A 25,803-nucleotide genomic window follows, 5' to 3' on the forward strand; every position below is an offset into this window, starting at 1 on the left:
TCAGGCTCAGCCGAAGAGCGGTTGCCACACAGCACGCGGACAACGGCTTCGACTACGACGACCTACGCCGCCGGCTCAGCGAGCGCGGCATCCGCCACCGCATCGCCCGCGAAGGCATCGAGTCCTCCTCCTTGCCTTCGTCGCCGTGGCCGGGGCTCTCATCGGCTGCCGCACCGCTGACCCAGCGGGAACGACTGCCCGTGGTTGAGCCCGTTCACCGTATGGCCGCGGCGAAACCGTACTTCGGCAGCGCGATGTCCCCGGCCTTGGCGAACTGTGCGGCGAGCAGGTTCCGCATCGGCCAGCGGGTCATCTGCCGCATGGAGAGGTCCCGCAGGCGGATGCCGAGCCTGCCCGAGGGCGCGAATCCCGAGGCACCGCCGGGCGGGAGCTGCTGGGCCTGGCTCACGTACGGGCGCATCACCTCGTCGTACTTGCGGAAGGCGATGCGGTGGTCGCCCTTGGCAGCGGCGATTTCGCCGGCCAGGACGTAGGCGCCGACCAGGGCCAGGCTGGTTCCCAGGCCGGTCAGCGGGGTCGCGCAGTAACCGGCGTCGCCCAGCAGCGCCACACGGCCGCGCGACCAGCGGTCGAGGCGGACCTGGCCCATGGAGTCGAAGAAGAAGTCCGGGGCGGTACGCATCGCCCGCAGCAGGCGCGGGGCCTCCCAGCCGACCTCGGCGAAACGCTCGGCCACGAGGACTTGCTGGGCGGCGATGTCGCGGCGGTCGTAGTCGATCGGTGCCGATCGGAAGCTGAGGCCGGCCTTGATCTCGCCGGGGACGCGGCCGGGGCGCGCGGAGGCGACCAGACCGCCGGGCGCGTTGTGCATCAGGTACCAGCCGTCGAGATCCAAGTCGTCGGTGGCGGTGAACCAGGCCGTGTAGAGGCCGAGCGGGTGGACGAACTCGGGCTCCGGGCCGAAGGCCAGCGCACGCACCACGGAGTGCGGCCCGTCCGCGCCGACGACCAGCCCGAACCGGCGGGGGGCAGCCTTCTCGAAAGCGACGGTGACCCCGTCCGCGTCCTGAGCGATCCCGGTGACGGTGTCGTCGAACAGGTACTCCGTGTCCGGCAGGGTGGACTCGTACAGCAGACGGGCCAGATCGCCACGGAGGATCTCGATCTCGGAGACGATCCCCTCGCCGCCGAAGCTCTCGGCGGGCACCCGCGCGGTGGTGCGGCCGGCGGCGTCGACGAGCGCGAGGCCGCGTTGGTCCACGCTCTCCGCCCTGGCCCGGTCCATCAGGCCCATGCGCTCGATCACGGTGCGGCCGGCCCCGCGCAGATCGACGGTCTGCCCGCCCGGCCGGGGTGCCGGCGCACGTTCCACGATCGTGACCGTGAAGCCTCTCTTGCGTAGCCAGTACGCCAGCGCGGGCCCTGCGATACCGGCACCGCAGATGAGTATCTCGTTGTTCGGCATGCTCTGAACGTACGCCGTACGCATGGTAGTGCGCAACCGCGAAACCGCCTTTCATTGCGCGGTGTTCGCAGGTACTGCACTAGTACGGAGACCGGCGGAAGGCGCTCGCGTGCAGGTATCGCCCGGCGTCGGCGGCTAGGATGTCAGCTGTCCAGGTGCACTAGTGCGGAGGGTGTCGGTGAGCGGACAGGCGGTACCTCGCTACAGGCAGATCGTCGACGAGCTGCGGCGGCAGATCGAGACGGGCGAACTGGCGCCGGGCGATCGCGTGCCCTCGACCCGCGAGATCACCAAGCAGTGGGGCGTCGCGATGGCGACCGCGACCAAGGTGCTCACCGAATTGCGCCGCGAGGGCATGGTCCACGCCATGCCCGGTGTCGGGACGGTCGTGGAGGCCCCGAGCCGCCGGGTACGCAACGCCCGCCCCACGGCCGCCCCACGCCCGGAGGGGCCGCCCGATGCGTCATCGGGCCAGGCGGCGCTCACGCTCGAACGGATCGTCGTCGCCGCCGTCACGGTCGCCGACACGGAAGGTCTGGCCGCTGTCTCGATGCGCCGGGTGGCCGCCGAGCTAGGGGTGGCAACCATGTCGCTGTACCGGCATGTGGCCGACAAGGACGACCTGTTGATGCGGATGATGGACACGGTCATCGCGGAGCACCCGCTGCCCGCAGACCCGCCGGCGGGCTGGCGGGAGGCGATCGAGCTGGCGGCCCGGCAGCTCTGGGACCTCTTCCGCCGCCACCCGTGGCTCGCACCGGCCCTGTCGGTGACCCGCCCTCAGATGATCACCTCGGCACTGCCGTACAGCGAGTGGATGCTCGGCACCCTGCACGCGCACGGACTCGACCTGCACTCCGCTTTCACGGCGCACCTCATGCTGCTCAACTACGCCCGTGGAATCGCCGTCAATCTGGAGGCAGAGCGGGAAGCCGAGGCGCACAGCGGTCTCGACAGCGAGGAGTGGATGGACACGCAGGAGCCCGCGCTCCTGGCGATTCTGGCCACCGGCCGGTTCCCCGCGCTCTCCCGCCTCGCCACGACCGGTTACGACTTCGACCTCGACGCCGTCTTCGAGTTCGGCCTCCAACGCCTCCTCGACGGCCTCGCCCCACTCGTCAACGAGAGCTCCGCCGGTTGAACGGAATCGATGTCTGCGGTGAGGTGCCGTGGGGCTCGCTCTGTCCCCAGGAGGCGACGACACCAGCAGTCAGGATGTGTCCTGGTGTGAGAGGCCCTGACAAAGGCGTTTCACGTGGCGGTGGGTGATCAGGCGGACGGCGAGGCCGAGGAAGGCCTCGTGGATGTCGTCGCGCCGTTCCCAGCGGATGCGCGGGCGTCGGAAGCCGTGGAGCCCGGAGGAGTCGATCACCGCCCGCGACCAGTCCAGCTTGTTCTTCGCCCGCAGCTTCTTCAAAAGCACCGCGTGATCAACAAGATTTGTCAGAGCCAGTTACACCGGCTTCCAAGTCTTCCGGCGGTGGCTCGCGCAGGCCGAGGGATTCGCGCTCGACGAGATGCACGGCTTCGGTGGACGTCGCTCCCGGAACGACACACCGACCCGCTTCTCCGAGGACACATCGACGACGCTCGCCAGTTGGTGATCGTCCTGCAGCTCTGCAACGAGAGGGGCGTCGACCTCCTCGTCGGCTGAGAGGAGGTGTGTTTCCTCTTACCGGCTGGAGCCGGCAGCGCATTGTCGGCGGATCAGCTTCCTGGCGGCGGCCGCGACTTGTGTCGGTCGCGTCCCTAACCGGCTTCCGGTGCGCCGTAGGAGAACTTGTATCCGGTGAAGTCGGAAACCGGGACGTACCCGATTCGCTGGTAGAGGGCATTGCTGGTGGGGTTGGCAGGGTTTGTGAACAGTACGACCTCCTTCGCGCCTGCGGTCAGCGCGGCTCTGCTCACCTCGACCGTCACGGCACCCGCGTAGCCGCGACCCCGGAGGAGGGCCGGGGTGTAGACGGGGTCCACCCGGATCATGCCTCCGACCATCGAGGTCGAGCCTGCCATGGAGACGGGAGTGCCGTCCGGGGTCTCCCAGAACGTGAAGTGTTTGTCGGCGAAGCGCGAGCCGGCCCAGGAGCCGGCGTCCAGGATGGGGGCCTCTCCGACGTCGGCCGAGAACTCATTGCACCAGCGGATGAGTTGCTCACGGTCCTGCGCGTCCACGACACGGCCCTGACCCGGTGGACGCGGCTCCGGCGCGGTGAGGTTGCCGAGACGGTAGAGCCGCCCCCACCAGTGGGCTACTGGCGCTGCGCCCGTGCACCGCTGCCATGCCTCGGCGAAAACCGTGGCGGTGTCGTGGTCCGCGGTGACGCCGGAGGGGGAGTGGCCGAGGTCGGCCAGGTGGGCGGCAAGGGTGTCGGCCTGCTCGGTGGAGAGGGGGGTGAGGGTCAGGCGGCGGGACGGAGGGCGGTAGAAGACGGCGCGGACCATGCCCCCTGACTCCAGTCGGCCGAACACGGTGGCTTCGGCGTCGTGTGCGTCCGCCTTACGTGTTCGCATCTTCTCGATCACCGTCAGCGGCGTGTTGTGCAGAGCCGGGCGCGACCGCAGGAAGTCCCCGGCCCGGGCGAGAAACTCGTCGACGTCTTCGGTGAGGTGCCAGTCATCCGGGCGCATGCTTCATCGTCCCCGATGCACTCGGCTCGGGGGAGCATTTGCCCAGAGACGAGCCGTCGCCGCTCCTGGTCCAACGTCTGCCGGCCACATGAGGCGACTGCCGCCCGTCGTGGCGTGCGGGGTTGCGGTGACACGCGCGGCGCTTTCTTCGCATTCCTCGTCGCTCGGACGACGGGCTTCAGAGAAATGGCTTGACCGGAACGGCCGTTGGTGCGGATCACCCGCCCGGTGCAGGGGGGGGCGAGGGCGCTGCCCAGGGGGTGTGAGGACCGAAATCCGCTGGTCAGAAGACCGATCCCTCGGCATGCGCCGTCTCCCGTGCACGGCTGTTCGATACGCGGCGGTCACGCTGATGGATCGGGAACCTGAACGTCCGGTGTCTTGAACCTGCCCAAGTTTCACCCCAGTTGAGGTGCCCGGACCGATCGATTGTCAGTGGCCGCAATCAGCATGGACGTCACTCGGGGACCATGACCATCGATGGGGGAGGGCTCAATGCCTTTTGTCCGGCCGTACGTGCGCGCGGACGGAACACAAGTACGCGGGCATGTCCGGTGGGCGCCGGGCGCGCGTCGGGAGATGACGATCCTCGCCGTCTTCGGTTTGGTCGTTCTTGGCTTCGGCCATGCCGGCGGCCGGAACGAGAACGGTGCCGGACCACAGCCCCGGCCGACCGTCTCGTATCCCATCCGTTTCGACCAGATCACGCCCCATGCTCCGAGAGGTGCCGAGCCGCGCCCGACGGTGTCGTACCCGGTCAAGTTCGGCACCCCCATGCAGCGGAAGGCAGCGCCCACACCGAGCGTGTCGTATCCGATCGGTTTCTCCGCCATGGGAGGTGGGCGATGACCCGGCGCCCGCCCGCCAGGCGAGCCGCTACCCGGCGTCCTGGCCGCCGATGCGGCAAGCAGGATGCCCACGTCGTCCGGGGCGTGGTCGCCATCGCGGCGGTCGGTCTAGTGGTGATGGTGGTCAACTGGCTGATCGTGCACTGGTGGCTGCTGTTGATCATGGCCGTGCTCGCCGTCCTGGGACGCATCGCGTGGTGGCAGCGGCGGACACGGCGCGCGCAGTGGGAAGAAGCCCAGGCACGCGCCTTGCGCTACGGACTGGCCCAGCTGGACGCTCTGTCCCACCGGCAGTTCGAATATGCGGTCCGTGACCTGATGAACCGGGACGGCTGCGCTGATGCCGTCCAGGTCGGCGGGCGGGGCGATCTGGGAGCGGATGTGAAGGCGACCGACCCGTTGGGGCGGCGCTGGGTGATCCAGTGCAAGCACCGCAGGCACGGTGAGCGGGGTGCAGCCGTGGGCACGCCGGAACTGCAGGTCCTCAACGGCACGGGACGCCCGGTGCACAAGGCGGATGTCGTGGTGATGATCACCAACGGCAGGATCACTCAGCCCGGCCGCGTCTTTGCCCGGCAGCAGCGGCTGCACCTCGTCGACCGCCAGCTGCTCGGTTCATGGGCCGCGGGATCACGGCCGCTGTGGGAGCTGCTGCCCGCGCTTCCCCCGCCCCGCAGACCCTCACAGCTGTCCTGAGCCCCACCTCGTGCTGCTGCCGATGAGCGCGTGCGTCCGGCCGCTCGTCGTAGTCCCACCACCGAGCGACTGAATCCCCAGGCCGAGCAGCGTGTCTGGACGGGTGGGGCTGCTTGCTCGGTCCAGGGTTGTCAGTGCCGTCGTTGTCAGGAGGAATCGTGAAGCGTCGAGTACTCGCCGTCTTGGCCGTCGTCGTTTCTGGGCTGGTGCTGTTCGCGGTTCCGGCCGCGGGCCAGGACGGTCGTGACGACATGGAGAGAAACGACTGGAATTTCCCACTCACCAACATCGGCCTGTAGAGCGTAGTCAGGTCTTGGGGAGCGACGCAGAGCGGTTGCCGACGCGCTGCGTGCCACGGTCTACGACTCCTACCGGAGCGGCAACCGCCGGCGGTCGAGAAGGACGACGATCGCCACAGCGGGTCCAGGCGCCGTCTTCGCGCCGGAACCTCCACTTCCCGACCAACCTGCTGACCCGCGACGACGATCCGGACTCAGCCCGGAGCCGTGGAACCCGGGGTCAACCCGGCGCGACAGCCGGGCCGCCAGCCCGCGACGACCGCACTGACAAGCAGAAACGACCTGCCGAACAAGCCGACGGACCGTCACGAAACATGCAGGCCGGCAAAGTAGGCAGGTTCAACAGGCCGCGGTGGTGCATACGCGGATCGGTGGGCTGGGTGAATACCTCCATCGATGCCTCCAGTCGCAAACCCTCAACGGGCTGCGAGGCCCACAACAAAGTGAGGGCGCGACTCCTTCCGGTCGAGGTACGGTCCTGCCATGCCCCGATCAGCAGAATCCGGCCGTTCCCCGTCCCCTGTCACTGCGAACGACCTCGACCTTGCCGTTCAGCTCGCTGTGACGGCCCTTCGCGAGGCGCCCCCGGCCGCGTGGGACGGTAAGGCGGGTTCGCTGGAATGGGATTGCTGGGAGACCGTCGAGCATCTCAGCGATGACCTCTTCGCGTATGCCGCGCAACTGGGCCTCAGGAAACCGCCCTTGGACGGCGAGGTGCCCTTCGTGTGGGAGAGCCGACGGCCAGGCGGTCCGGCGAACGCCATTCACGCGGACCGCAAAGCGGGGCACGTCGGCCTCTTGCAGGTGTTGGAGGCGAGCGGTGCGCTGCTGGTCGCCATGGTGCGCACGACACCCCCACAGACCCGCGCCCACCACGTCTTCGGCATTTCCGATCCCGAGGGCTTCGCCGCCATGGGAGTCGTGGAGACCCTGGTGCACACGAACGACCTGGCCCAAGGGCTCGGGCTCGCCTGGAGCCCACCCGCCGATCTGTGTGCCCGAGCGCTCGCCCGGCTGTTCCCAGACGTACCGGAATCCACGGACCCCTGGCTCACCCTGTTGTGGGCCACCGGACGCGCCGAACAGCCCGGACGTCCTCGTCTGACCACATGGCGCTGGGACGGCACCCCCCGGTCCTGAGAGCTCTGCCGCTTTTGCCTGATCACCGCCTGGCCTGATCAATGAGTGACCTGTGAACCTGCGCGGCCCGGCTGCACGAACTACGTCCTGTCAGATGTCGACGGCACGTTGACCGACGTGGTGCGCAACCAGGGGCGGCTCTGGGGAACTTGGGCGCGACTGCAACCACCTGCAACGTTGGTCAGACGGTCGCGGCAGCACGCCCCGGACCGCTCGCAAAGGAACGGGTTCCATCGGCGTCTTCCGCACGGCCATGCCCTGCGCGGACAGCAGCGCCATCTGGGCACGCCGTCAGGTCACCACCGTCCCCGTACCCCGGCGGACAATCCTCAGCAGCCGCTTGCCCGCGTCGTCGTCGGTCTCACGCACGCGTACTCGTTCTGGCATCCGCACAGCCTGATGGCCACGCGCCACCCAGGACGCGACCGGATGCGGCAAGCTGGACCAGTTCCCAAGCGGTCGCCTTCTCCCGCCACACTCGCGTGCGGCCTGCTATGCACTCCACGGGGTTCATAGGAGGGCACCACTGGACTACGCCGGAAACGTGCCCCAGGCAGGCCGAACGGCGAGTTGCTCGTCGCTACTGCGCTGAACCGCCGACGAGTGTGGGGCGGAAGGTGCGGCGGTATGCGTGCGGTGTGACTCCGATGGCGGCATGAAGGTGATGGCGCAGGGAGACACCGGTGCCGAATCCTGCGCGGTTGGCGATCAGGTCGATGGGCCAATCAGTGGTCTCCAGCAGGTGCCGGGCCAGGTCGACGCGCTGGCGGATGAGCCACTGGCCGGGGCTGGTGCCGACCTCGTCGCGAAAGCGGCGGGTGAAGGTACGCACACTGACGTTGGCGTGGGCGGCCATGTCAGCCAGCGTGATGGGTTCAGCGAGGCGCTCCATGACCCATCCCTGTGTGGGGGCGGTGCCGGGGGCGGAGGGGTCGGGGACGGGGCGCCGGATGTACTGGGCCTGGCCGCCGTCGCGCCAGGGCGGTACGACGCAGGAGCGGGCGACCTCATTGGCGATGTCGCTGCCGTGGTCGCGGCGGACGATGTGCAGGCACAGGTCGATCCCGGCGGCTACTCCGGCGGAGGTGAGGATTTCGCCGTCGTCGATGAAGAGGACGCCGGGGTCGATGCGCGCGGAGGTGAACATGCGCTGCAGGCGGTCGGCCTCGCGCCAGTGTGTGGTGGCGGGGCGGCCGTCGAGGAGTCCGGCGGCGGCCAGCACGTACGTGCCGGTGCAGATCGCCACGATCCGGGTCCCGGGCCGGATGGCAGCCAGGGCCTTGCGCAGGGTGTCGGGCAGGCGGCCCTCCTCGCGGATGGGGCCCAGCGCGTGAGTGGGCGGGATGACGACGGTATCGACGGTGGCCAGCAGAGAGGCGTCGTGGGAGACGGTGAGCTGGTAGTCGGCTTCGGTTCGGACGGGGCGGCCGTCCAAGCTGCATGTGGTCACGGAGTAGAGCCGGTTGCCCGTGGCGTCGCGGGCGGCGCCGAAGATCCGCGCGGGGATGCCGAGCTCGAAGGGGACGACGCCATCCAGGGCCAGAACGCCGATGTGGTGCATGGCCTGATCCTTTCATTCCGCGACCATCAGGCCACTACTGGGAGGCTGTCCACCGCGGGAGTCTGAGGGCGTGCCCAGGAAAACCGGCACACGCCACAAGAAATCCACTGCTGAAAAGAGCACGTCATATGGGCCAGGCCACTACTCCCGAGACAATGCGCGCCATCTCCCAGAACATCGCCGGGGCACCGGATGTCCTCAAGCTCGTCGATACGCAACGGCCGGTCCCAGCCCGGGGCGAGATCCTGGTCCGAGTGCACGCGGCGGGCGTGAACCCGGCTGACTGGAAGACCCGCGAGCGGGGGGTGTTCGCCAACGGCGCCACGCCGCCGTTCACGCTCGGCTTCGACGTCGCCGGGGTGGTCGAGGCGGTCGGCGACGGGGTGACACTGTTCCAGGCCGGCGACGAGGTGTTCGGGATGCCGCGCTTCCCGCATCCGGCGGGTGCCTATGCCGAGTATGTCGCCGCCCCGGCCCGACACTTCGCCCTGCGCCCCCAGGGCCTGACCCACATCCAGGCCGGCGCTCTGCCATTGGCCTCGCTGACCGCCTGGCAGGCCCTGGTAGACACCGCGAACGTCCGGCCCGGCCAGCACGTCCTGATCCACGCGGCCGCCGGAGGAGTCGGTCATCTGGCCGTGCAGATCGCCAAGGCCCGCGGCGCGTACGTCATCGGCACGGCCACCGCCTCCAAGCACGAACTGCTGCGCTCGCTCGGCGCCGACGAGCTGATCGACTATCGCACTCAGGACTATGCCGAGAGCCTCCGCGACGTCGATGTCGCCTTGGATCCCCTCGGCGGCCCCAACTGGGCCCGGTCCCTGCGAACACTGCGGCCGGGCGGCACGCTGGTCTCGATCCTGCCGCCGGACGACACCTTCCCCGCCGAGGAGGCCGGAGTGCGTGCGGTGTTCATGCTTGTCGAGCCCGACCACGCGGGGTTGCGCGAGATCGCCTCCCTGGTCGAGGACGGACGCCTGCGTGTTGTCGTCGACCAGGTCTTCCCCCTCGAAGAAGCGGCGCGGGCCCACACACTGGGTGAGACCGGCCGCACCACCGGCAAGATCGTCCTCACCGTCGCTCCCTGACCCACCTCGCAGCTTCCCTCGGACAGATCCCGCCGAGGAGGGGTTGACCGGCCCAGGTTGCAGGAGGCATGGCGGTGCCCGTGCATGTGTGAGACCGCGGTGCGGCGGCGGGCGAGTCGTCTGCAACCCGACGAACAGCGCCTGGCTGAACCGGACGTCGTCAGCCAGGGTTTCGTGGGCCGCGTGCGACGAGCGGGCGGCCGCCGTCCTCGGGCAGGACGACCAGGAAGCTCCAACAGCTGTGTTCGACGCGGGCCAGGCCGATTGTCGTGGCAGCGCCGAATGCCTCAGCCGCTGGTTCTGCGCCCTCTGTCAAGGTCTCGAGTCCCGCGTAGTGTTGGGCCAGGGTCGCGGTTGGACCGTGGAGCCACAAGGCCACCCGAGCACCCCGCGCAAGCCCGGCGATGAGGTCGTCGCGGACATCTCCGGGGGCGGCGGTCTGCACCAGGTGGTGCAGTCGTTCCTGCGCACTTGGCTGCGTCGGAGCGGCGTCAGCCTGCCGGCGGCAGTCCGGGCATGCCCGAGGGCCCTGAGGGACGAACAGGTGCCTGTAGCGGGTGACATGGTCTTCCGGAATCCCGCACAGCGTTCCGCTGGCCGCCATCGCGTGCTTGACGTCGGCAACCCCGTTGCGCTCGCCCGCGCTGAATCTGGCCGGCTCTCGCGCGGTTGCAAAGGACCAGTCGGGGTCAGGAGCATCGATCATGCGCACGAGCATGTCATGGTCGTCGTTACTGCCTGGCAGGGCGGGCGGCGCTTGTGTCTGTGGGCCGGCGCCACATGTCGATCACGTACGACTCCAGGTCGGTGGGCATCTCGATGTCCTCGCCGTCGCCGATCCGTCTGACCGCTTCATCCCGCCGGTCCCGCGCGGCCGGGCCACCCCCGAAGCGGTACACGCGCACCCCGTACAGCCCCGGCCCCTCCAGTTCCAGCGACTGCCCTTCAGGCCCTCCCATCATGGAGTGCACCGAGATGCGGCCGGACTTGGAGAACAGGGTGACCTGCCCCAGCAGTTCGCCTTCGGCGCGTTTCGGCGGGACGCCCGCCCACATGTGCACCTGTGCCTTCGTCTCGTGTTCCTGGACGGTGGAGGCGGCGTAGACCACTCCGCGGGCCACCGGGAGGTAGGCCATCCCGATACCCTCCGGCGGATGGGAGTCGTAGTCTTCCTCGTCGTGAACGAGGAACAGGCTGTATTCGACATGCAGTGTGAACGTCCGGCTGCGCTTGGGCTCGGTCATCGGTTCCCCTCGGTCGGTGCGTTGTGACACCCGAACGTATGTAGAGGGGTTCCGGCGAACAACGGCTTTCGCCGACCCCTTGGTGCTCCCCTTGTGGAGGTGACCTCCTACTGAATCGGCACGACCCGCAAGTGATCGGCGCGGGGATGGAGTTCTGCCGGGGCTGTCACACCTGCCGCCCAGCCGCGCGCGCCCACATCCGCCGGCACCGCGACTCTCACCGGGACCCGAGGCCACTGCCGAAGCTGTTCGGGGACCGGGAGACCGGGACCATATACGCCTGCGGCCGACGCCGCGCCCACAGCCCGGGGCCCGGGCGTGCCGGCCGGCGGCACTCCGCACGAATCCGATGGCCTGATGGAGCCCCGACGGTGGCCGCTGCCGCCATCCCACTCCGACCGTCGATGGCCGGCAGCGACTCCCTGGTACCGCGCCGGTCAGGCAAGCCCATCGGGTTGGAGCGGAGGGCCGAGGATGTTCGGGAGCGTATGCGGCGCCGCGGTGGCGGTATTCCACCGCGGACCAGCCGAGGTGACGATGGGGCGGAAGGTCTATTCCATGGGTGAGTACGTCGAAGTCAACGGAACCACAATCTGGACCGAGGGCCGTGGCCAAGGCCCGACGTCCTGCTGATCGCGGGGTTGGGAGATCCGGCGGAGGCATGGCAAGGGCAACTCGACGGGCCTTCGGGCCGGTACTGGGTCATCGCCGAACCGCGCCATGCAGCTCATGAGTTCCGACGGCGCCTCGTCACTTCTTCGATCTCGATGTGTGGGCCATGAAGCCCAGCAGCAGTCCGCAGCCGACAACCAGGATCCAGCCCGGCCGGGATGCGTGTGCGAGTTGGGCTGGAGTGGTGTTCGCCACCAGGCCGCCGGCGAGGGCGATGCCGAGCGCCGAGCCGACCTGTCGTGCGGTGGATGTGATCGCTCCGGCCACGCCGGCCCGGGCGGGAGGCAGCCCGCTGACCGCGGTGTTGGTGATCGGCGCGTTGGCAAAACCGAACCCGATGCCTGCGAGCAGATAGGCGAGCAGGAGGACGGTCGTGTTCGTGTGACCGTCGAGTCCGACCAGGCAGAGCCCGCCTGCCATGGTGAAGCCGCCGGCCAGGGTCAGCGGCAGCCGGGGTCCCCTGCGCCCGACGAGACGACCGGACCAGGGGGCGCAGACGGTTGCTCCGACGGCCATGGGCAGGGTCGCCACTCCGGCGGCCAATGGCGTGAATCCCCTGGTGTGCTGCAAATAGAGGGTGTTGAGCAGCAGCGTCACGTTCAGGGCGACGAAGACCGCCACGGCGCCCAGGACCGCATTCCTGAACGCGGGGCTGCGGAAAAGCCCAAGATCCATCAGCGGCTCGTGTCGACGGGCCTCGACCCACACGAATCCGGCTGTCGCCGCGGCGGCCACCCCGTAGGCGGCCAGCGCCGCGGGGGACGTCCAGCCGATGTGCGGCCCTTCGATGAGGGCACCGACCCAGACTCCGATGACCACGGTCAGCAGCAGCTGACCCGGAACGTCGAGGCGTCGTGCCCGCGGCCCACGGGATTCGGGTACGAACACGGCGCTGAGCACCAGGGCGGCCACGATGACCGGTGCGTTGATCCAGAACAGCGCCCGCCAGCCGAGCCCTGCGAGAAGTGCGCCGCCGGTCACCGGTCCGACGGCCATGCTGAGCCCGAAGACGGACGCCCAGACACCGATCGCCTGTGCCCGCTCTTTCGGGTCGGGCATCGCGTTCACCACGATGGCGAGAGCGACCGGACTGAGCATCGAGGCGCCGATGCCCTGAACGGCACGGGCTGCGACGAGCGCGCCGACCGAAGATGCGGTCGCGCAGAGCAGCGAGGCCGCCCCGAACACGACCAACCCGGACTGGAAGATCCGTCGGCGTCCGAACCGGTCCGCCAGTGCGCCGGAGGAGATCAGCAGACCGGCCAGAGCGATGGTGTACGCGTCAACGGTCCACTCAAGACTGCGCGTCCCGACGCCCATGCCGCGTCCGATGGCGGGCAGGCCCACATTGACGATGGTGGTGTCCAGGCCCACCAGGAACATGCTCAGGCAGCAGACGGCCAGCACCGTCCAGCGCCTGCGCGCGCTCAGAGCGGGCAGAACAGGATGAGTCGTTGTCGCGGTCACGGGTCGCCTCTCACGTCCGGGAGTACCTGCCCGGCAAGGCTCGGTCAGGCCCGCAAGCACCGACCAGCACTTTTGCGAGGACCGCAAAGAACGGCACACTGAGCCACGTGGACGCAGAACTGGAGCAGATCCTCGACAGCATCGGGCCCAGGCTGCGTGCGTTGCGCCGGGACCGGGGACTCACGCTGGAGGCGCTGGCAACCACGACCGGGGTCTCCGTGAGCACACTGTCCCGTCTTGAGTCGGGCAGCCGGCGCCCGACCCTGGACCTGCTCATCCCGCTCGCGCGGGCCCATCGCATCGCGCTCGACGACCTGGTGGCCGCACCGGCCACCGGTGACCCCCGGGTGCATTTGAGGCCCTTGCGCAAAGGAGACGGCAGCATCCTCGTCCCCCTGACCCAGTACCCGGGCCGCGTCCAGGTGTTCAAGCACGTACTGGCTCCCCGCGAGCGGAAGCTGGTAACCCACGACGGCTACGAATGGCTCTACGTCCTCGCCGGCGAACTGCGGCTCATCCTCGGAGAGCACGAATGCACGCTCCGCCCCGGGGAAGCTGCCGAGTTCGACACCAGACAACCGCACTGGTTCGGTCCCGCGAACACGAGCGCGGTGGAGATCCTGCATCTGTTCGGACCACGAGGCGACCAAGCCGTCGTACGCACAAAACCGTCGGCCAACAATCCCACACCGGCGGCCACCACACCGCTACCGCCGGCCGCATCCTGACCCGCGATTCCTCTTTGGAGACGCGCTGAGAGTTGTCCCGCAATGATCTTTGAGTCGCCACCGGACGCGACTGCGTGCTGTGTGGCCCGCTTCTCCATCCGACGAGGCTGAGATCGGGCAGCCGGGCGCTGCCCAGCATGGCGCGGTCGGCGCCGTCGCCCTTGCGGCGGCTGTCGCGCAGGATCTTCCAGCCCTTCAGCCGGGCGACGATGTGCTCGATGCGGGCCCGGATTTGCCTGTGCGAGCGGTTGTGTTCGTCCTTCCAGGCTGGGAGTTCGGTCTGGCCCCGCTCGCGGCGGTGCGGCATGACCAGGGCCGTGCCAAGGTAATTGAAGGGAGAAGCCTTCACGACCCGGTTCAGCGTCTATCGACTCGATTCCGTTGCTCGTGCCGAGGAGGTCGTAGCCGAGGGACTGCTGGTCAGCCCATTCCGCCGATCCACCCTGCTGCGTCGAGCCGGAACGCTCCCGGCGCCGCTACCGCGCGCAGGTCGTCCTCGATTGCGCGCAGGCGTTCCTCGCCCAGGACGGCGGCCCAATCCGCCCGCAGCTGGTCGAAGATCGCAGCTGAGCGGGCCAGCAGGTCATACCCTCGCTCGGTCAGCCGCACGAGCCTGCGCCGGGCGTCGGCGGGATCATCGGCGCGTTCGGCGTAGCCGAGGGCGACCAGGCGGTCGACGGTCTTGCCCGCCGCCTGTTTGGAGATTCCCAGGCGGCGGGCGATATCGCTGGCGGCGCTGCCTTCGAGGCCGATCGCCTGCAAGGCGAAGCCGTACGCCGGACGCACATTCGGATGGCCCTGCCGGGCCAGTTCGGCGTGCACTCCGTCGATGAGCGTGCGGAATCCCGCGAACAGCAGCAGCGGGAGTTCGTAGCCGGCCCTGGGCCGGCCAGGGTCCCCGCCCGTCGCTCCAGCTCCCTTGGCCGGAAAGACAACCTGGTTTACCATCTGATCGTCAACCATATTGACCATCCTAGGAGGGTGCCATGTTCGCCGCACACAGCGTGGAGAGCGCTCCAGAAGCGTCGCGACCGGCGATGCAGGCCGTGGCTGGCGCATCGGGTGGCACGGTGCCGGACGCGGTAGCGCGGCTGGCTGCATCACCTGAGTTGCTCAACGGATTCTTGGCCCTGAGCGCAAGTTTCGAGCGTTGCACGCTCGATGCGCTGGCCAGGGAGGTCGTCATCATGACGGTCGCCGTGCGCAACCAGTGCCACATCTGCGTCGCCATGCACACCGGCAAGCTCCGCAAACTCGGCGCGGAAACGGAGCTGATCGCCGCCCTGCGTGAGGAGCGGGCGCTGACCGACGAACGGCTCGAAGCGCTCCGGATGTTCACGCTTGACGTACTGTCCACCGCCGGCGGGGTGGACGATGACGCGCTCAAGGCCCTGAGGGCACACGGGTACACCGAGCGCAACGCACTGGAAGTCGTCCTGGGTATCGGTACATACACGATGTCGACATTCGCCAACCGCCTTGTCAGGGCGGCGTGAAGGCGGAGCCTCGTCGAGCCTGGTGAGCCGGCGTTTCGATACGCCGGCGCGCAGTGGGTCCGGCGGCGGCGCGTTCGCCGAGCCCGGTAGTGGCGGACCCGCAGGAGGCGTCTCACCGCCGCCGGCAAGGACTGCCCAGGTTCGAGGCCGATAGCGCAGTCCGGTTCTTCGCCCGGCATCTCGACCGAGGGGTCGCCGGGTCGTCGACGGCACCTGGAGCGGGTGCTCACCGCGCTGACGGCCCAGCCCGACGTCGACGAGGACCTGGCCTGGGCCGTGTCGGTGGAATCCACGATCGTGCGAGCTCCTCAGCACGCGGCCGGGGCCCGTAAAGAGGGCTCCGGCCGACGAACCGGTCCGACACCGGGGCGTCCGGGCACCATGCCGGACATGCACCTGGCGGATATGGCCCACTCGCCCCGCGCGATCCGCGACCACTGGCGCAAGCGCGGTGCCCGGGCGGTGATCCCGTTCCCGGCGGGCCACCGGCTCCGACGGGGCAGCAGGCCACCAGCCTTCGGCCGCGAGACCTATAAGCAGCGCAACACTGTCGAGTGGTGCTTCAACCGCCTATGCGGTGGGACGGACACGGTGCTGACCGTGGACGGCACTCTAGTCCCTACCCGCGACCACAGCATCGCCGAGCAGTCGAAGAACTACAGGTACTCCACCGATCACCAGGTGGTCGCAGATGCTGACAGGTGTCTGGTCGTGGAGATCGGGCGGCCGGTGCCGGGCAACCGCAACGACTGCACGGCATGAGTCGAGTCCGGCGCCAAGGCCGCCGTCGGGAAGCCGACAACAATCGCCGATGGCGGTTGCCCGGGCACCGGACTCGTGATCCCGCATCGACGCCCCGCCGACGGTGACCTGTGTGACGGGAAGAACACAACCGCTACCACAACCGCGTCCGAACTCGGGGCGAGCACGTCGTCGTGCGGGTGAAGGTATGGAAGAAGCTGCGTGACTGCCGGCTCAAGGGCGACGGCGTAGACCACGCCATGCTTGGCGTCGCCCGCCTGCGCAACCTCCTTCAGCCCGAGTAGACGTACCACCGGCTCGGCTACCTGGGATGCCTCGGCGTACCTGAAGAACGATAACGGACCCTCAGGAGTGCGGTTCCGAACTCGGGCTTCGGCCCAGCTTCTGTGGTACCGCCACTGCAAGTGATCCGCGTCCAGGCTTGCCGAACTCTGCACGAGCGCACCGCAGTTCGGGTCTTTCATGTGATGTGCGGTGGCACGCATCGGTGTTGAATGATCTGATTCCCGGGTGTTCATGATGACCTTCCTGTGTGAGTTCCAGTCCTGGTACTGGAACTGCGATTTCGACGATGCCGAGCTGCAGGCCGCGTTCGATGCCACCGACGCGGTGACGACTCCCGACGAGTTCCAGCGGGCGTTCCTGGTGCTACTGCGCAGCAAGGACACCGTCGCGCGCGGTACCGCCCTCGACTACTTCGACCGTGCCGCCGCCACCAGCCGGTTCGGCGAGGCCAACCCGTTCGAGCCCCACCGGGAGGAAGTCCTCGCGACCGCCCGCGAGATGCTCCGTCGCCCGCCCCGGCCCGGCGACGACATCGCTTTCGAGGGTGCCGATCACGCCAGCGCCCTGCTCGCCCTCAAAAATGACGCGGGGCCCGAGGACGCCGAGGTGGTCCTCACCGTACTGCGGCGCCGCCCGGACGGGGCACTGCTGTACAACGCTCTGGGCACAGCGGGAACCGCCCTGGCGAACTCGGAGCCCCCCGATCCCCGGCTGGTTGCACTGATCGGTGAGATGGCGTTCGACCACTCGCTGGACATCGACGACCGCCGCGAAGCGCTGAGGGCGCTGCGCGGCGCAACCGGCGCCGAGGCGACCGCGCTCCTGGTGCGCGCGACGGGCGAGGACGACTACCGCTTCCAACAGGAGGCGGCACGGGCGTTGTCGATCGGTCAGCGGTTCTACGGCCACCGCGCCCTGTTGGAAGACCTCGACGCCTCCTGGCCGTACGATGAGCGCAGTTTCGCGGCGAGCGAGGTCCGCGAGGCCCTCGGCCCCGGCCCGCACAGCACCTACTGGCAGGGGGTCGATCCCAAGAGTTCGGGGTTGCTCCAAGCCCACCGAGAGATGCGCGCCCCAACCAGCCGACGAGCCCACCGGCAGGCATTTCGGACCATGCTCTACAGCGGTCTCGTCCCGATGGTGGCCATCGCCCTGGACCACTTCTGCGACAACGAGGGGCTCACGCGTTTCGATCTGGACGTCCAGGCGCTCCGCCCCAACGTCCTTGCTCTCGCTCGCCATCTCCTGACGCTGTCGCCATCAGCGGCGAGGGCTGGCCGGGAGACCAGCGCCGGAGCCAGCCACGCCAGCGCGCTGGACGTCCTGGCGCTGCTCGCCGGCCCCGAGGACGTCGTGCTGCTCACCGCTGTGCTCCGACGCCGTGACGCCGAAGCGCTGGTACGCGAGCGCGCGATCCGCGCGGCGCGAGAGTGCCTCGACCGGTGGAAAGAGCCGGACGCCCGAGTCATCGCCGCCCTGGAAGAGCTCGTCTTCGACCCCTCGGCTGCCGTGGACGACCGTGCGCTCGCCGTCATCGCCCTGTTCGACGTGCCCGGGCCGCAGGTCACCGCCGTGCTGCTGCGCGCCGCTCACTCCGACGTCCTGCCCGTCCAGGTCGAAGGCGCACTCGGCCTCACTTACGACCACCTGATCGACCAGCACCGCGACTTCGTGCGCGGCCTCGTCGCATCCTGGCCCGACGGCGATGACGAACCCGACCGGGCCTGGCTCGTCCGGCACGCACTCAGGGACTGACACTCAGTGGGAATGATCGTGTCGCTGTGTCCCAGCCCCGAGTGGCAAGACACCTCAAGGAGAAGAGCCCGCTGCGAGGTCCCAGGAGCGGGGATGGAGGTCGGCGATTGAGGCAACGGCTGGACGTCTCACGGCGCGGTGTCCGGGTCGGCGGGACCGGGCCGTCCCAGGCCGAGGACCAGAACTCGCCGGGCTCGGGGTCCTCCAGGACAGACCCGATCTTGGTTGCCGTCCAGTCGCGGGCTTGGATCACGGGTGACCGTCGGTGTTGACGTTGCGGGTCACGTCCGGGACCCGGTCCGTGCTGGTGAACGTCACGTCGGCGATCTTCGCCACCGGTATGCCCTGCGCGGACGGCAGCACCATGTGTCCTCGCGGTCAGGTCACGACCGACCCGCCGCCCCGCGGATGATCCGTGGCGGGTGCCGCCCTTCGACGTCATCGATCGCCCGGACGCGTACACGTTCTGCCACCTGCCCCGCACAGCCTGGCGACACCCCGCCGTCCGGGCTCCGCCGCCGCGCAGTCCATCGACAACCTCAGCAGTGATCCTGACCTCGGGTGGGAACCACCGTGCGCGTTCAGTACTTTGGGCCCGTGCCGGCCGGAGTGCGCAGGCTCTCGCGATGGGCGCGGGCCGTGGCCATCAGACCGTCCAACGCGTCCCGCGTCCGCACGAGTTCGTCGATGTACCCGGAGAGCCGGTCGCGCTCCTGCGCCATCCGATCGAGAGCGGCATCGGAGTTGCCCTCACTGGGCGCGTCGACGCAGGGCAGCAGCTCGGAAATCGTACGACTGGACAGGCCCGCCGTGTACAGGCGCTGGATGAAACGCACGCGCTCCACCTCGGCGTCCGTGTAATGCCGCTGCCCACTGGCGCTACGGCTGCTGGTCAGCAGCCCCTGTTCCTCGTAGTAGCGCAGCGACCGGACGCTGACCTCGGTACGCGCCGCGAGCTCGCCGATCCGCACGACTGCCTCCCATGGTGAACCACACCACATCGCTTGCCTCTGACATCAATGTCAGGTTTTAGCGTAGCGCTGTGCCCGGCACCCGGGCACGCGATGTACGGACTGAGGAGCCCGACGTGACGACTTTGTTCAGCGATTACGGACTCGGCGACCTGACCCTGCCCAACCGGATGGTGATGGCCCCGATGACCCGTGTCAGGGCCGCGGCCGGCGGCCTCGCCACACCGTCCATGGCGATGTACTACGCGCAACGTGCGACGGCCGGACTGATCGTGTCCGAGGGCGTGCAGCCCAGCCTCGTCGGGCAGTCCAACCCGGGCACGCCCGGACTGCACACCGATGAGCAGGCCGCCTCCTGGCGTGCCGTGACCGACGCCGTGCACATCAACGGCGGGCGGATCTTCGCCCAGATCATGCACGGCGGCCGGGTCTCGCACCCCGACACGACCGGCCACCAGCCGGTCGGCCCCTCGGCGATCGCCGCGGTGGGCGAGGTCTTCACCCCGACCGGCCCGCAGCCCGCACCCGTGCCCCGCGCACTGGACACCGCCGAGGTGCCCGAGCACGCCCACGCGTACGCCGAGGCGGCCCGCCGCGCCATCGACGCGGGCTTCGACGGAGTCGAACTCCACGGCGCCAACGGCTACTTGATCTCGCAGTTCCTTTCCTCCAACGCCAACCTGCGCACGGACCGCTACGGCGGCACGATCGCGGGCCGGATCCGGTTCGCCGTGGAGGCCGTGTCCGCGACCGTAGACGCGATCGGGGCGGTCAGGACCGGCATCCGACTGTCCCCGGGAGGCGGCTTCTGGGGCGTCGAGGAGACCGACGCACTCGCCCTCAACACCGCGTTGCTTACGGAACTGTCCCGTCTCGGACTCGCGTACATCCACCTGGAAGCGACCACGGACGAGGAGGTGCTCATGGGGCTGCGCCGCGCCTGGCCCGGGACCTTGATCGTCAATCCGGTTCTCCCGATGGGCCCCAAGCAGACCGGCCGCGAGGAAGCGGACCACTGGCTGGGGCTGGGCGCGGACCTGATCAGCTTCGGACGCGGCTTCCTGGCCAACCCGGACCTCGTCGAACGCCTCCGCGTCGGCCTGCCGATCGCTCCCGTCGACGAGAGCACGTACTACCAGGGCGGCGACGCCGGCTACCTCACCTATCCGGCCTATCAGTACACGGTCTGACGCCCGTGTGGCGGCTCACGCCTCCGCGAGGTGGACGACAGCGCGAACGCCGCCCGATGCGGCACCGGCCGTTCCGCCGGATCGGGAGTCCGGCCATGTCGATCTACGTCGCTGCTGTCGCCCGCCATTTCGAGGCGTGGCTGCCGTGACTGAGAACGCGCGTACCTACGTTGCCCAGTGGAATCCGAGGCCGGTGAGTGCGGGCGTTTGCCGGGGGTGAGTGTGAGCGGGGGCCGCCGCCCCCGCTCGAAGGTTCCAGAGGCCCGGCGGCTTGCGGGCGCGCGGCGGGCATCTCCCGCTCCGGTGGTGTCGGTACGACGTGGATCACCGGCCTCGAAGGTGGCGGTCTGTCAGGAGCCGGTCGGTGGCGCGAACAGTGCCTGGACGGTCTCGGTCGCCAGGTCGCGTAGCCAGGTATGGGCGCGGTCGTCGTCGTAGCGCTGGTGCCACAGCAGGTACAGCGGGACGTCGGGCAACTGGAGTGGCAGCGGCAGGGTGATCAGGCCGAGCCGGTCCCGGGCCGCGCGGGTGACCGCGTCGGGAAGGGTGACCACCAGATCGGTGCCGAGGGCGAGTTGCAGCGCGAAGGCGGTGGTGGGCCCGGCGGCGATGACGCGACGCTCGTGGCCGCGTGTGGTCAGGGCGTCGTCGATCGGGTCGCGCAGGCGTCCGCGCCGCGAGACGGTGAGGTGTTCGGCGGCCGCGTACCGCTCGACACTCAGGGGGCCTTCGGCGAGCGGGTGGCCGGGGCGGACGGCGACGATGAGCCGATCGCGGCCGACGAGGCGGTGGCGGATGTCGGGCAGCGTCGGCCGGCCGGAGCTGGATTCGAGGTCGACCTCACCCCGGCGCAGCTCGGGGGTGTCCGTGCCGGGTTCGCCGGGCAGGCGTAGCTGGACGCCGGGCGCCTGGCGGTGGACGGCGGCGATCAGTGCGGTGCCGCAGGCGGCGATCAGGGCGTCGTGCCAGCGCACGGTGAACACCCGCTCCAGGGCCGCCAGGTCGAGCTCCCGCTGCGCGGACAGAAGCCGGTGGGCCTGCTGCACGAGGGCGTGGACCTGGGCGCGCATGGCCAGTGCGCGGGTGGTGGGGACCATGCTGCGGCCACTGCGGACCAGGATCTGGTCACCGGTGGCCTTGCGGATACGGCCCAGGGAGCGACTCATCGCCGGTGCGGTGACGTGGAGGCGGGCCGCGGCACCGGCGACACTGCCCTCTTCCAGCAGCGCGTCCAGGGCCGTGAGCAGGTTCAGATCCAGTTGCATGAGAGTAACTCTATGAGTGAAGAGCATGCACTTGTTGTTAATCGTCGGTCGACCTACCGTCGAAGTGCGGGCGTGAGACAAGCCGCCCCGGACTTCGGCCGAACCCCAGGGAGCCAGCCATGAGCACAGCCGTGCCTTTCGACGCCGACACGACGCTCATGTCCGACGTGACGGCCGCGATGAAGACCGCCGGCCTGACGCTGCGAGACCGCTACACCCCGCACGCCCGAGGCGTGAGCCTGAGCGAGGTCGTCGACGAGATCCACGCCAACGACGCCGCGGTGCTGGACGTGCTGCGGGAACCGCTGCTGCGGGCCCGGCGAGGATCGCAGTGGACCGAGGACGAGTTGGCCGGCGGCGCGCTCCCGCCCGGGGGAGTGGTGGGTCGTCGACCCCGCCGAGGGCAACATCAACCACGTCCACGGCATGCCGGACTGGGCCGTCACCGCCACCCTGGTCCGCGACAACCACCCGGTACTCACCGTCGTCCACCTGCCGCTGGCCGGTGACACCTATACCGCCGTCGCGGGCGGCGGTGCCTGCCTCAACGACCGACCCCTGAAGGTGTCCGCCAGGACCGACCTGGGCGCCGCGCTCATCGGCACCGGCCAGGCCAAGCCCGGCGAGGACGAGGACACCTTGCGGCGGATCGGCGAGTCGGTCACCGCCATGCTCGTCAACGGCCTGGTCGTGCGTGTGTCCGTGCCCGCCACGATGCAGCTCATCCACGTCGCCGCCGGACGCGTGGACGCGTTCTGGCAGTTCTCCGACGTCCGCTCCGGCCTGGTCGCCGGTGCCCTGCTGGTCTCCGAGGCCGGAGGCACCGTCACCGACCTGGCGGGCGGACCCTGGAGCACCGGCAGCCGCGACTTCCTGGCCGCCGCCCCCGGCATCCACGCCGGCGCCCTCGAGGTCCTGTCGCCGATCGCCTGACCGCGGAAGCGCCCGCGCTCCCGTTCGTTCCACCCAAGACCGCTAGGAGCACCACAATGACCAGCATCGGCATCCTGGGCGCCGGCCGCGTCGGCGCCAGCCTCGCCGGCAAGCTCGCCGCGACCGGACACCACGTCGTCCTCGGCCGCCGGAGTCCGAAGGAGGAGACCATAAGGTCCGCCGAAGGCTTGGACCCCCGCATCTCCTTCGTCGACCAGCGCACCGCCGCCCGCACCGCGGACATCGTGATCAACGCGACGCCCGGCGACAGCGCACTGGACCGCCTCACCGACCTGCGCACCGAACTCGCCGGAAAGATCCTCGTCGACGTATCCAACGCCACCCGCGACTCCGATGACGGCCTGCCCGGCGACCTGTGCTATCCCGGCAGCAGCCTCGCCGAGCAACTCCAGGCCGCCCTCCCCGACACCCATGTGGTCAAGACCCTCAACACCATGCTGTTCATGGTCATGGCCGCCCCCGAAACCCTGGCCACCCCGCCCGTCGTCTATGTCTCGGGCAACGACGAACATGCGAAGAAGACCGTCACCGGTCTGCTCGGCGACCTGGGCTGGCAGCCCGGATGGATCGAGGACCTCGGCGACATCACCACAGCCCGTGCCACCGAGGCCATGATCCTGGTGGTTCCCCATATCCTGCGCCGCCACGGCTTCCAGCCCTTCGCGGTCTCCCTCGCCCGCTGACCCGCCAGGGCCGGCACCGCGGAGCGGGAGCCGACCCGGATGAGGAAGCTGCCCGCGACTTCGCCCGGTTCGCCGAGGCCGGACACCGAAGCCCTCGCATGGGCCTTCGACCTGTCCTGACCGGCCCCTGGCATGCCACGGGCCCCGGGGGTCGGTCGTGACATCCCCGGGGCCCGGTGTATGGACTCGCACCGTTCAACGACGCCGCGCCAGCGAGGTCACGGCGCCGCCTTGGTAGGTGAACTTGCCGATGCTCGGCGGCTGTTGCCGATCACGGTGTTCTTCGCCCGGACGGTGGCCGACCGCCGTGGGGGTTGCACCTGGCCGGCTCGGTCCGGCCGGCTGTGCACACGGAGGTTCGTGGCCGCGGCCGGCTGTGGTCGGACGACCCTGGCCACGCCGGGGAACTCCTGACGGGGGAGGCGACGCCGGTGCGCGGTGACCGGCGCGGTGTGCCTGTACCTGCGGCGCGGGGGAGTGGCGGGATGCGCGGTACGGGGCCGAGCAGGCTGGGTCAGGTGACGGGAGGAGCGTCCCAGGCGTTCTGGAGAGCTGACCGCACGTCGTCCCCGAGAACGATGTGCGTCATCCCGCCTGGCAGGGTCGGCAACTCGGCCCAGTGAGTCACGGTTTCATCGCTGTCAAGGCCGTAGGGCAAACGGACAATCCCGTCGGAGTCGACGAAGCAGTCCCTGTGCTCTGCCCCGTCCTCACTCCAGTGCAGGGTCGTGAAGTACATCGGCCTCACCAGCCAGAATTCCTCACCCAACGCCGTATCGGACTCAGTGGCGCTGTCGGCTGGATATCGGCCCGTGATCGCTGCCGCCACTGGTGTACCGCTCCGGGGCAGCCTCTCGCGTGCGTCAACCCACGTCACCACGGTGTTCAGATTCGTCATCTCCACCCTCATTCGGGCACTCGGCAAGTCGTCTTCCGCCCGTATGCCGGCTCATGCATGGGCAAGGGCGCTGCCCCGACCTCGGCATCCGGGAAGACTGCCCGGCGCTCACGAAGGTTGCTCGAGCCGGAACGAGCACGGCACCGGGCGATCCACGGGAATGGGCCCTCGCCCGCGACGAGTGCCTTGCCGCCATGGTCGACGGCCACGGACACCACCGGCCGCACGGCCCCGTCTTACCCAGCGCCGTCAGGCCGGTTTCCACGATGTGTCGAGCCTCGCTGGTGGCGTTCTCCTCGGATACCTCCACCACGCGAAACCCACCGCGGCATCGCTCCGATCACCCGCCCGTGACCTGGAGCCTCTCGAGGGCTGTGACATCCTGGTGCAGTGCTCTTGACTGACCATGCCAACCGTGTCGAACTCCGCCCGCTGCGGTATGAGTTCGCTGCGGTGCGGGGCAATCGCTACGACGACAACTGGCTGGTCATCAGCGGCGCGGTGACAAGTCCCGAGGGAAGCTGGTCCTTTGCCGATCCAGCACTGCTGACCGACGAAGCCCGCCAGGTCGGCGCTTGGCTGCGCGGCGTGGCCGCAGGGACAGTGGCCGTCACCCGACGTGATGCCGGGGGCTATGTGTCCCCGGACACATGGTTTATCGAACCGGTCCTGGCCTTCAGCCTGGCTGACCGGAGCGAAGCTGGGGCGTTGATTCGCCTGCACCTGTCCCTGGAGGCGGCGCCCCCTTGGAACCAGGGAGATCGCAGGGTGGACATCTACCAGTACTTCGTGGAGGTGCACGTGAATACGGCCGCGCTGGTCCACGCAGCTGACCAGTGGGATCTTGCTCTGGCTTCCTTTCCCGCCCGCTGATCAACGCCAGTTCCACGTGCAGGTCGACGCGCGCTGTCATACGGAAGTACGGCACGCGGCTCGAACCCATCGCCCTCGGACATCGGACGGAGTGGGCGAACGAACTCGGCGGACACCCGCACCCCGGTTGTAGGCGAGTACCGCAGCGGTTTACCAACCTGGGTTGGATGATGCGCCTGCCGGCCGGCCGTAGTGTTCACATTGATAGAGGCGGACTTATCGATGGCCGTAGCCGAGGTGTACGTCCGGAACCGGGCTGACGCGGCCGGGATGCTCCCAGGATGGATCGTCCGGCCTTGATCCAAAGCATCACGACATTCACGGAGGTACATCCATGTCCCTCGTCACCGGCGTCCGACGCCTGGCCGTCGCCGGGTGCGGCTCGGTCCTTCTCGCGTCCGGCTTCGTGGCCCTGACGGCCGGGCACGCCCAGGCCGCCACCCCGATCTGCACCAAGACCGTGACGAAGTGGTATCAGGACTTCTCGGGTCCCGTGGCCGCGGCGTCCAATGGCTCCCTGAACTGTCAACTGGGCCCCGGCAACAGTAGCTCTGCCGTCAAGGCGCTCCAGAACTCCCTCAAACGCTGCAGCACGGCAAACCCCGGCGGCGTCGACGGCATCTACGGCCCCGGCACCAAGGCAGCGGTCGCCAAGCTGCAGCGGGAGAAGCACGTTTCACCCAGCGACGGCCTCTACGGCCCCAAGACACGGACCGTCTTCAACTGGATCCTGACGGGGCCCAGGGGAGCCGCCTGCTCGACCTTCTGATTGGTAACGCCCTGCGCCATCGAATCGGCGAGGGACTGGGCACCGGCGGCCCGGACCCTCGCCCTATGATCCCGTAGGCGAGACCCTCACCAAAGCGCGCACCGG

Annotated in this window: 23 protein-coding genes and 3 pseudogenes; 14 read left to right on the plus strand and 12 right to left on the minus strand. The window is 69.2% G+C overall.

Features of this window, described 5'->3' with window-relative positions; translation table 11 throughout:
• Window positions 1–214: 214 nt before the first annotated feature.
• Window positions 215–1,426, minus strand: a complete 1,212-nt coding sequence (locus AVL59_RS18860; RefSeq protein WP_067317462.1) for an FAD-dependent monooxygenase — start codon at window positions 1,424–1,426, stop codon at window positions 215–217.
• A 178-nt stretch (window positions 1,427–1,604) separates the two neighbouring features.
• Between AVL59_RS18860 and AVL59_RS18865 the strand changes: the two genes are divergently transcribed.
• Complete coding sequence (locus AVL59_RS18865; protein WP_067305764.1) at window positions 1,605–2,567, plus strand: TetR/AcrR family transcriptional regulator C-terminal domain-containing protein; 963 nt, start codon at window positions 1,605–1,607, stop codon at window positions 2,565–2,567.
• 69 nt (window positions 2,568–2,636) lie between these two features.
• Here AVL59_RS18865 and AVL59_RS18870 read toward each other — a convergent pair whose 3' ends face one another.
• Together AVL59_RS18870 and AVL59_RS18875 are read right to left on the minus strand one after the other, a co-directional pair.
• On the minus strand, window positions 2,637–2,849 hold the full coding sequence (locus AVL59_RS18870; RefSeq protein WP_067305767.1) for a hypothetical protein: 213 nt from the start codon (window positions 2,847–2,849) through the stop codon (window positions 2,637–2,639).
• Between the two features lie 326 nt (window positions 2,850–3,175).
• The gene (locus tag AVL59_RS18875) at window positions 3,176–4,054 is read right to left on the minus strand and encodes a GNAT family N-acetyltransferase (RefSeq protein ID WP_067305769.1); all 879 of its coding nucleotides are present in this window, start codon (window positions 4,052–4,054) and stop codon (window positions 3,176–3,178) included.
• An 845-nt stretch (window positions 4,055–4,899) separates the two neighbouring features.
• On the opposite strand from AVL59_RS18875, the gene AVL59_RS18885 reads away from it, so the two are divergent.
• The 3 genes from AVL59_RS18885 to AVL59_RS18890 all read left to right on the plus strand — a co-directional run bounded on the left by AVL59_RS18885 (window position 4,900) and on the right by AVL59_RS18890 (window position 7,037).
• The gene (locus AVL59_RS18885; protein WP_067305774.1) at window positions 4,900–5,598 is read left to right on the plus strand and encodes a restriction endonuclease; all 699 of its coding nucleotides are present in this window, start codon (window positions 4,900–4,902) and stop codon (window positions 5,596–5,598) included.
• A 158-nt stretch (window positions 5,599–5,756) separates the two neighbouring features.
• On the plus strand, window positions 5,757–5,897 hold the full coding sequence (locus AVL59_RS52215; protein WP_159399950.1) for a hypothetical protein: 141 nt from the start codon (window positions 5,757–5,759) through the stop codon (window positions 5,895–5,897).
• A 483-nt stretch (window positions 5,898–6,380) separates the two neighbouring features.
• The gene (locus tag AVL59_RS18890) at window positions 6,381–7,037 is read left to right on the plus strand and encodes a hypothetical protein (RefSeq protein WP_067305777.1); all 657 of its coding nucleotides are present in this window, start codon (window positions 6,381–6,383) and stop codon (window positions 7,035–7,037) included.
• Between the two features lie 580 nt (window positions 7,038–7,617).
• On the opposite strand, the gene AVL59_RS18895 is transcribed toward AVL59_RS18890, so the two are convergent.
• Complete coding sequence (locus AVL59_RS18895) at window positions 7,618–8,598, minus strand: GlxA family transcriptional regulator (protein WP_067305780.1); 981 nt, start codon at window positions 8,596–8,598, stop codon at window positions 7,618–7,620.
• 128 nt (window positions 8,599–8,726) lie between these two features.
• Here AVL59_RS18895 and AVL59_RS18900 point away from each other — a divergent pair, with 128 nt between their 5' ends.
• Window positions 8,727–9,686: an NADP-dependent oxidoreductase gene (locus AVL59_RS18900; RefSeq protein ID WP_067305783.1), complete on the plus strand. Its 960-nt coding sequence runs from the start codon at window positions 8,727–8,729 to the stop codon at window positions 9,684–9,686.
• 160 nt (window positions 9,687–9,846) lie between these two features.
• Here AVL59_RS18900 and AVL59_RS18905 read toward each other — a convergent pair whose 3' ends face one another.
• The 3 genes from AVL59_RS18905 to AVL59_RS18915 all read right to left on the minus strand — a co-directional run bounded on the left by AVL59_RS18905 (window position 9,847) and on the right by AVL59_RS18915 (window position 13,069).
• Window positions 9,847–10,404 (minus strand): hypothetical protein, encoded by a 558-nt coding sequence (locus AVL59_RS18905; protein WP_067305785.1) that lies wholly within the window; start codon window positions 10,402–10,404, stop codon window positions 9,847–9,849.
• A 13-nt stretch (window positions 10,405–10,417) separates the two neighbouring features.
• Window positions 10,418–10,930 carry a hypothetical protein gene (locus AVL59_RS18910; protein ID WP_067305788.1) on the minus strand — a complete coding sequence of 171 codons (513 nt, stop codon included), beginning with the start codon at window positions 10,928–10,930 and terminating at the stop codon, window positions 10,418–10,420.
• A 750-nt stretch (window positions 10,931–11,680) separates the two neighbouring features.
• Window positions 11,681–13,069, minus strand: coding sequence for an MFS transporter (locus tag AVL59_RS18915; protein ID WP_237281548.1), 1,389 nt, complete (start codon window positions 13,067–13,069; stop codon window positions 11,681–11,683).
• Window positions 13,070–13,176: 107 nt separating this feature from the next.
• Between AVL59_RS18915 and AVL59_RS18920 the strand changes: the two genes are divergently transcribed.
• The gene (locus AVL59_RS18920; protein ID WP_067305791.1) at window positions 13,177–13,797 is read left to right on the plus strand and encodes a helix-turn-helix domain-containing protein; all 621 of its coding nucleotides are present in this window, start codon (window positions 13,177–13,179) and stop codon (window positions 13,795–13,797) included.
• Between the two features lie 97 nt (window positions 13,798–13,894).
• Here AVL59_RS18920 and AVL59_RS48355 read toward each other — a convergent pair.
• Together AVL59_RS48355 and AVL59_RS18925 are read right to left on the minus strand one after the other, a co-directional pair.
• Window positions 13,895–14,125 (minus strand): annotated as a pseudogene (locus AVL59_RS48355) (transposase); the annotation flags it as partial.
• A gap of 92 nt (window positions 14,126–14,217) precedes the next feature.
• Entirely contained in the window at window positions 14,218–14,760 is a 543-nt protein-coding gene (locus tag AVL59_RS18925; RefSeq protein WP_372450362.1) for a MarR family winged helix-turn-helix transcriptional regulator, read from the minus strand.
• Between the two features lie 23 nt (window positions 14,761–14,783).
• On the opposite strand from AVL59_RS18925, the gene AVL59_RS18930 reads away from it, so the two are divergent.
• The 3 genes and pseudogenes from AVL59_RS18930 to AVL59_RS18940 all read left to right on the plus strand — a co-directional run bounded on the left by AVL59_RS18930 (window position 14,784) and on the right by AVL59_RS18940 (window position 18,095).
• Entirely contained in the window at window positions 14,784–15,293 is a 510-nt protein-coding gene (locus tag AVL59_RS18930) for a carboxymuconolactone decarboxylase family protein (protein WP_067305796.1), read from the plus strand.
• A gap of 585 nt (window positions 15,294–15,878) precedes the next feature.
• A pseudogene (locus AVL59_RS48365) lies at window positions 15,879–16,339 on the plus strand (transposase); the annotation flags it as partial.
• A gap of 226 nt (window positions 16,340–16,565) precedes the next feature.
• On the plus strand, window positions 16,566–18,095 hold the full coding sequence (locus tag AVL59_RS18940; protein WP_067305799.1) for a hypothetical protein: 1,530 nt from the start codon (window positions 16,566–16,568) through the stop codon (window positions 18,093–18,095).
• 581 nt (window positions 18,096–18,676) lie between these two features.
• Here AVL59_RS18940 and AVL59_RS18945 read toward each other — a convergent pair.
• Entirely contained in the window at window positions 18,677–19,066 is a 390-nt protein-coding gene (locus AVL59_RS18945; RefSeq protein ID WP_067305801.1) for a MerR family transcriptional regulator, read from the minus strand.
• A 116-nt stretch (window positions 19,067–19,182) separates the two neighbouring features.
• Between AVL59_RS18945 and AVL59_RS18950 the strand changes: the two genes are divergently transcribed.
• A complete protein-coding gene (locus AVL59_RS18950; protein ID WP_067305804.1) occupies window positions 19,183–20,256 on the plus strand; it encodes an alkene reductase in 1,074 nt (357 codons plus the stop codon).
• A 350-nt stretch (window positions 20,257–20,606) separates the two neighbouring features.
• On the opposite strand, the gene AVL59_RS18955 is transcribed toward AVL59_RS18950, so the two are convergent.
• Entirely contained in the window at window positions 20,607–21,521 is a 915-nt protein-coding gene (locus AVL59_RS18955; RefSeq protein ID WP_067305807.1) for a LysR family transcriptional regulator, read from the minus strand.
• Window positions 21,522–21,640: 119 nt separating this feature from the next.
• On the opposite strand from AVL59_RS18955, the pseudogene AVL59_RS18960 reads away from it, so the two are divergent.
• Together AVL59_RS18960 and AVL59_RS18965 are read left to right on the plus strand one after the other, a co-directional pair.
• Window positions 21,641–22,454: pseudogene (locus tag AVL59_RS18960) on the plus strand (inositol monophosphatase family protein).
• Window positions 22,455–22,510: 56 nt separating this feature from the next.
• Window positions 22,511–23,158, plus strand: a complete 648-nt coding sequence (locus AVL59_RS18965) for an NADPH-dependent F420 reductase (RefSeq protein WP_067305810.1) — start codon at window positions 22,511–22,513, stop codon at window positions 23,156–23,158.
• Between the two features lie 514 nt (window positions 23,159–23,672).
• Here AVL59_RS18965 and AVL59_RS18970 read toward each other — a convergent pair.
• Window positions 23,673–24,056, minus strand: coding sequence for an AQJ64_40280 family protein (locus AVL59_RS18970; RefSeq protein ID WP_067317465.1), 384 nt, complete (start codon window positions 24,054–24,056; stop codon window positions 23,673–23,675).
• Between the two features lie 390 nt (window positions 24,057–24,446).
• On the opposite strand from AVL59_RS18970, the gene AVL59_RS18975 reads away from it, so the two are divergent.
• Window positions 24,447–24,929, plus strand: coding sequence for a WapI family immunity protein (locus AVL59_RS18975; RefSeq protein WP_067305812.1), 483 nt, complete (start codon window positions 24,447–24,449; stop codon window positions 24,927–24,929).
• A 334-nt stretch (window positions 24,930–25,263) separates the two neighbouring features.
• The gene (locus AVL59_RS18980) at window positions 25,264–25,698 is read left to right on the plus strand and encodes a peptidoglycan-binding domain-containing protein (RefSeq protein WP_067305815.1); all 435 of its coding nucleotides are present in this window, start codon (window positions 25,264–25,266) and stop codon (window positions 25,696–25,698) included.
• Window positions 25,699–25,803 lie beyond the last annotated feature (105 nt).

Origin of the sequence: Streptomyces griseochromogenes, assembly GCF_001542625.1 — a bacterium.
GTDB lineage: Bacteria > Actinomycetota > Actinomycetes > Streptomycetales > Streptomycetaceae > Streptomyces > Streptomyces griseochromogenes.